Origin of the sequence: Geobacillus zalihae NBRC 101842 (assembly GCF_001544135.1) — a bacterium.
GTDB classification, from domain to species: Bacteria; Bacillota; Bacilli; order Bacillales; family Anoxybacillaceae; genus Geobacillus; species Geobacillus zalihae.
Map to the genome: position 1 here is coordinate 1 of NZ_BCPV01000108.1, position 4929 is coordinate 4929.

The window sequence follows — 4929 nt, forward strand, 5'->3', positions numbered from 1 at the left end:
AGGTACTAAGCAAGATACTGGGTTAGGAAAAACTACTGATACAGCAACAGTTTCTCATTATCCAGGAAGTGTTCCTTAAGGTGAAAACGGAAGGTGGAAAATGATAAAATGGGTCGAAAAAAAAGCTATTTGATTATAGCACTCATCATGCTTTCTGTATTGCTGTTTTCAGGATGCAATAATTTTTTAAAAAAAGAAAATGAAAAAGAAAATAGACAACCCTTACATACAAGTGATACTATCTCTTTCCATGAAAATGAACATTTTATTATACCAAATAATGCGCAGGAACAGCTTGGATTTATTCCTGATACCGCAACTTCATTTACAGTTGATTCGAAACTGAAAAAAAAGTGGATGATTGATAATGAATCGGTTGATATTGTTTCTTTAAAATCTGGAATGAAACAATTCACGTTCAACTTTATCATTGATAGTCTAAAAGATAGAGATCGTCACTTTCGTCTGTTTATTTTCCATAATCAAAAATTTATCAAATTTTCGATTAACAATAAAAAATATACGTATTATGATATTCACATGAAAGGAAACGGATCCTTAAAAATTCCGATTCGTGTCCAGGTATCAAATAATTATGATTTTAGTGAGTATTTGCCTATTTTAATTGATAAAGATCAAAAACAATTTTTTACGGAAAACATACCTGTAACGAAGGTATTAGTAAGTAAAAGAAATAAAAATGATTTCTCTGAAATATCATCACATATAAAATTGGATAATGTTCAAAAGATATTTAAGAAGGAAAACAGTAAAAGCAACGAGTTTGGTCTGCCATCTGTTGTTTTGTTAAATGATCGTTTCACTCCTTTAAAAGTAGAAGAGGTTAATAAAGCACGGTATGTTCGAATTGATCAAAGTCCGCACAAAATGGTGGAGGAGATCATGTTTTTTGATATGGAAGGAAATATATATGGAGTAAGAGGAAAACAACCTCGTTCTTATACGCTTGAACAACCAAAAGATCAGGATTTTATCATCCCTATTCCAAAAGAAATCACTTTATCTAGCAAAGAGCGGTTTTTCTTGTTAATTAACAACAATCCAAGAGAAGAAAGTTTTATTCATCTAAATGATATAAAAAAAGGAAAAAGCAATGTTTTTCTAAACTTTGCCAATCTGTATGAAATACGATAAGGTTTATGAAACAACTAGAAGAAAAGAGGACGATATAGAGTCCGTATGTACTATCAAGCCAGAGAAAATGAAGAATATACGGGAGTGGTAACAACATATTCTTTCATGGTGTATCGATGATTATTAAGAAGCGGGGCGCCCGAATTGGCGCCCCTTCATTTGAAAGGAGTTAAAAAATTGGTTAAAATGGTAACGACCAATAAGGCAAGGGGGGAGGATTCAAGTTGGGCAAATGGATTTTTGGATTGTTAGCTGCCGTTGTTTTAGGGATCGGGTTTTTTGTAATGAGCGATAAGGATGCCCAAAGTGCCAAACCTGCCTCAAATACACAGCAATCGAAATTGGAACAAAAAGAACAACTGACTGTCGGAGTCGATCCGCATAATCATCCTGAATATAAATCGAATTTTGAGCTCTACTTTGCTCATCTGAATTCTGCTGTTCTTGTGGGCAAAGCAAATGTTGATAATGGCGGAAAGACTTTAAGTAACGAAGATTATAAGAGAATTTTAAACGATATCAGAAAGAACTTGGGCAATATCAAATATGACGGGGAAAAGAAAAATGAGTTGAACAGAGTGAAAAAGCTGGTGAATCAAGCGATTCAAAACAACGCAATCAAAGGCGATGAGATTTTTTACGAGATTCACCAAACCATTCATGAGTTGGATAAACACTTTAACACAACTTATTTTGTGGATGAAGTTCCAAACAAACAATCTGAAGCATCGTTTTTCATTGAGAAAAGTGAATTTGACGATGTATATACATGGTTGGCAAGCACGAAAAGGGATCTTCATTCTGACAAATACGCCCCGTTTAGAGATAGAGAGGGATTTTTGGTTCATATGGCATATGCCAGTTATGCGTACTCCAGACATTTTTACAATATCGAAGATAATATGTTTATAAAGATGAAATTAAGCGAGCTAATTAAACTATTTGGGAAAATGAAAAACGAATCTGATTCAAGAAAATATAATGAGTATATCGAACAATTTGATGCCATTTATGATGAAATCCAAAAAGAGCGACGCCTGTAAAGGGCGTTTTTTGTTTGCGTTTTATTTCAAAACATCGAAGGAGGAATTGATATGGCTGAATTCGTTCAAGTCATCGACCCCGGCCACGGCGGCCATGATCCCGGCGCTGTCGCGAATGGCTTACGTGAGAAAGATTTGACGCTGAAAATTGCACTCTATACGCGCGACTACATTCATGAGTTGTATGAAGGTGTAAAGGTCTATCTCACTCGTGACAAAGACGTCTTTGTCGGTTTGAGTGAACGCGCTGATTTTGCCAACCGCCTAAACGCGGATCACTTTTGCAGTATTCACATCAACGCCGGCGGCGGAAAGGGATTTGAGTCGTACATTTATAACGGCTCATATTCTAGCAAACCAAAAACGCAGGCATTGAGAAATGTTTTACACGATACCATTGTCGCCGAAACGAAATTGGTGAACTGAGGCAAGAAAGAAGCGAACCTTGCTGTTCTTCGCGAGACAAAAATGCCTGCCGTTCTGACCGAGAACGGGTTTATCGACAATAAGGACGATGCCGATTTTCTGAAGTCGGACGACAACCTGCGGAAGATCGCGCTGGCTCATGCGCATGGGTTGGCCAAAGCGCATGGATGGAAACCGAAAGCGAAGCCCACGTCAGCGGCAAATCCTGCGCCGAAAGCGTCTGCCGGCGAGAAGGTATTCTACCGAGTGGTGGCAGGTAGTTTCGTGGATCGGGAAAATGCGGAGAAGCGGGTAAGGGAATTGAAAGCAAAGGGGATTGAGTCTTTTATCGACGTCCATAAAAGCTAATTTCCTTTTAAACGGAGAGGGGGTGATTTAACATCTTTCCGAAAGAAGTCTCCCACTTCTAAACGAAGTGAAAGTGGGAGATGAATTTCGGTTAGGTATAGCCTAAAATTGTCTCTTTTTTGTGTATTACAATATAATCAGTTATAGAAAAAATATATCGAAAATCAAGGTATGAAGTGAGGTGATTGGATATGGCAAACAAGGCATACCACGAGTGTTGATTATCCAAAATTATACATACGCCTTCCATAAATTTGGGCATACTCAAACAAAGCAGCGGCCATCCCGGATTTCCAATCGAGAGGAAGCTGCCCAGAGAAAAAACGGCGAACGAAATGAAGGAAAGAGAGACGTTCGTCTGTTTTTTGGTTTGATCATACAGCCATCGCAACAGCACATACGCGATGAATGCCGCAAACAGTTGGTTGTATACCGCATTTTCCGTCGTGCCAAACAAGGTCGGGACATTCAGATATTGCTTCACCCAACGGAAAAAGATCTCAACAGTCCAACGTTGTTGGTACATGTCGGCAATGGTTTCCGCAGACGCATGGAAGAGGTTCGTCACGACCCGAATGTCGCGGCCATTCGCATCTCGAAAGATCACCACCCGGTGACGCTTGGTGGAGCGGCATTGTTTCGTCCCCAACTGGCACGTGAAGTCGGATTGAACCGATGAAGATGCGCTCGGAAGGCGGTTCAAGCTTTTTTTCTGATGAAGTTCGATGTTGTCCTTCATCCGAATGACAAAGAGCTGATGCTGCTCCACAAATCGATCGAGGCGTTCGATTTTGAAATACGCCCGGTCTTCCACCAGCACTTGTTGAGCGTTCGTCAACTGTTCTCCCACCGGGCCATCATGACGCAGTCCAATGGTTTCCACCACGTCTGCCGGCAGCGAGGATTCCGGCGAATACGCGACGTGCAGCTTCACTCCGGCGCGTTCGCCGTGATACGGCGCCCATGGTAGGCGGTTTTTCCCGACTGTGACGGTCGTCGAATCCACCACCCGAAGCGGTTTGGGAAACCGAAGCGAGCGGCGGGTTTGGCGGTTGCACTTGGAAATGATCAACGCCAACAAGCGTTTCATGATGTCATAGGGAACTTCTTTCGCTTTCTTGGATACAGTTGAATAATGAAATCGCGGCAATCCATACAGAGGCCCCACATCGGCTCCGTGACGAAAGCTTTTCCATTGATGCATGGCGGCCAGCAGGAAGAAGTGAATCAACTCGCGCAACGTAAAGATTCGAGACGAATCACGATACCCAACCGCTTCGGCAATCAGTTGAATCTCTTCATCCGAAAGTGTGAGTAAAATATTTGTGGGTGACATTCCGAAATGATCCCCGACGAGGGTTGCGAACTTTTGTTCGCGACGCTCGTCGGGGCCACCAAGCGAAGCGCGGTAGAAAAAAGCAAATGTCATGCAAAAAGGACTCTCTCCCTGCTATGATGGTGATTGTCAACATCAACCGAAAACAGGAGGGAGAGAGTCCATGAAACATCTTACCACAGAATGGCCTTTATTAAAAGAGCTGGAGGAACAATTAGTCAGAACTCTTCAAAAGGTGTTCGCTGTCTTGTTGGCGGCCCTTTTGGAGGAGATTGATCAACAACTGGCGGAAGCGCGGGACAAGCGCCGGTATCAGCTGAAAGACAAACGGCCGACTACGATCCAAACGCTGTTTGGAGAAGTGACGTTTCGACGGAACTACTACTATGACCGGCAAACGGGGAACTATACCCATACCCATCAAGTTAAGAATTTTGGTCTTTGTGCATCGTCAAAAACATGGTATCCTTTCTAACGAACACTCCACGTTAGAAAGGATTTTTTTCATGGAAAAACAAATGAAAGCATGGATTCAAACCATTCGTCAACTCTTTTCTCCCGAAGAATTAACCCGTCTCGCACGGAAAACAGGCTTTATCCGGCGGCAGCGTTCGTTAACAG

General features: G+C 41.7%; 2 protein-coding genes and 3 pseudogenes. 4 read left to right on the forward strand and 1 reads right to left on the reverse strand.

The features are described 5' to 3' along the window. Positions 1-93: 93 nt before the first annotated feature. The 3 genes and pseudogenes from GZ1_RS17290 (at position 94) to GZ1_RS17300 (ending at position 2972) form a co-directional block, all read left to right on the forward strand. A complete protein-coding gene (locus tag GZ1_RS17290; protein ID WP_235605622.1) occupies positions 94-1155 on the forward strand; it encodes a hypothetical protein in 1062 nt (353 codons plus the stop codon). 224 nt (positions 1156-1379) lie between these two features. Then, positions 1380-2198 carry a hypothetical protein gene (locus GZ1_RS17295; protein WP_060788983.1) on the forward strand — a complete coding sequence of 273 codons (819 nt, stop codon included), beginning with the start codon at positions 1380-1382 and terminating at the stop codon, positions 2196-2198. Between the two features lie 51 nt (positions 2199-2249). Continuing rightward, positions 2250-2972, forward strand: a pseudogene (locus tag GZ1_RS17300) (N-acetylmuramoyl-L-alanine amidase). Between the two features lie 221 nt (positions 2973-3193). Here the strand turns inward: GZ1_RS17300 and GZ1_RS17305 are convergent. Next, positions 3194-4308: pseudogene (locus GZ1_RS17305) on the reverse strand (IS4 family transposase). Between the two features lie 163 nt (positions 4309-4471). On the opposite strand from GZ1_RS17305, the pseudogene GZ1_RS17310 reads away from it, so the two are divergent. Beyond that, positions 4472-4720, forward strand: a pseudogene (locus tag GZ1_RS17310) (UPF0236 family transposase-like protein); the annotation flags it as partial. Between the last annotated feature and the right edge of the window lie 209 nt (positions 4721-4929).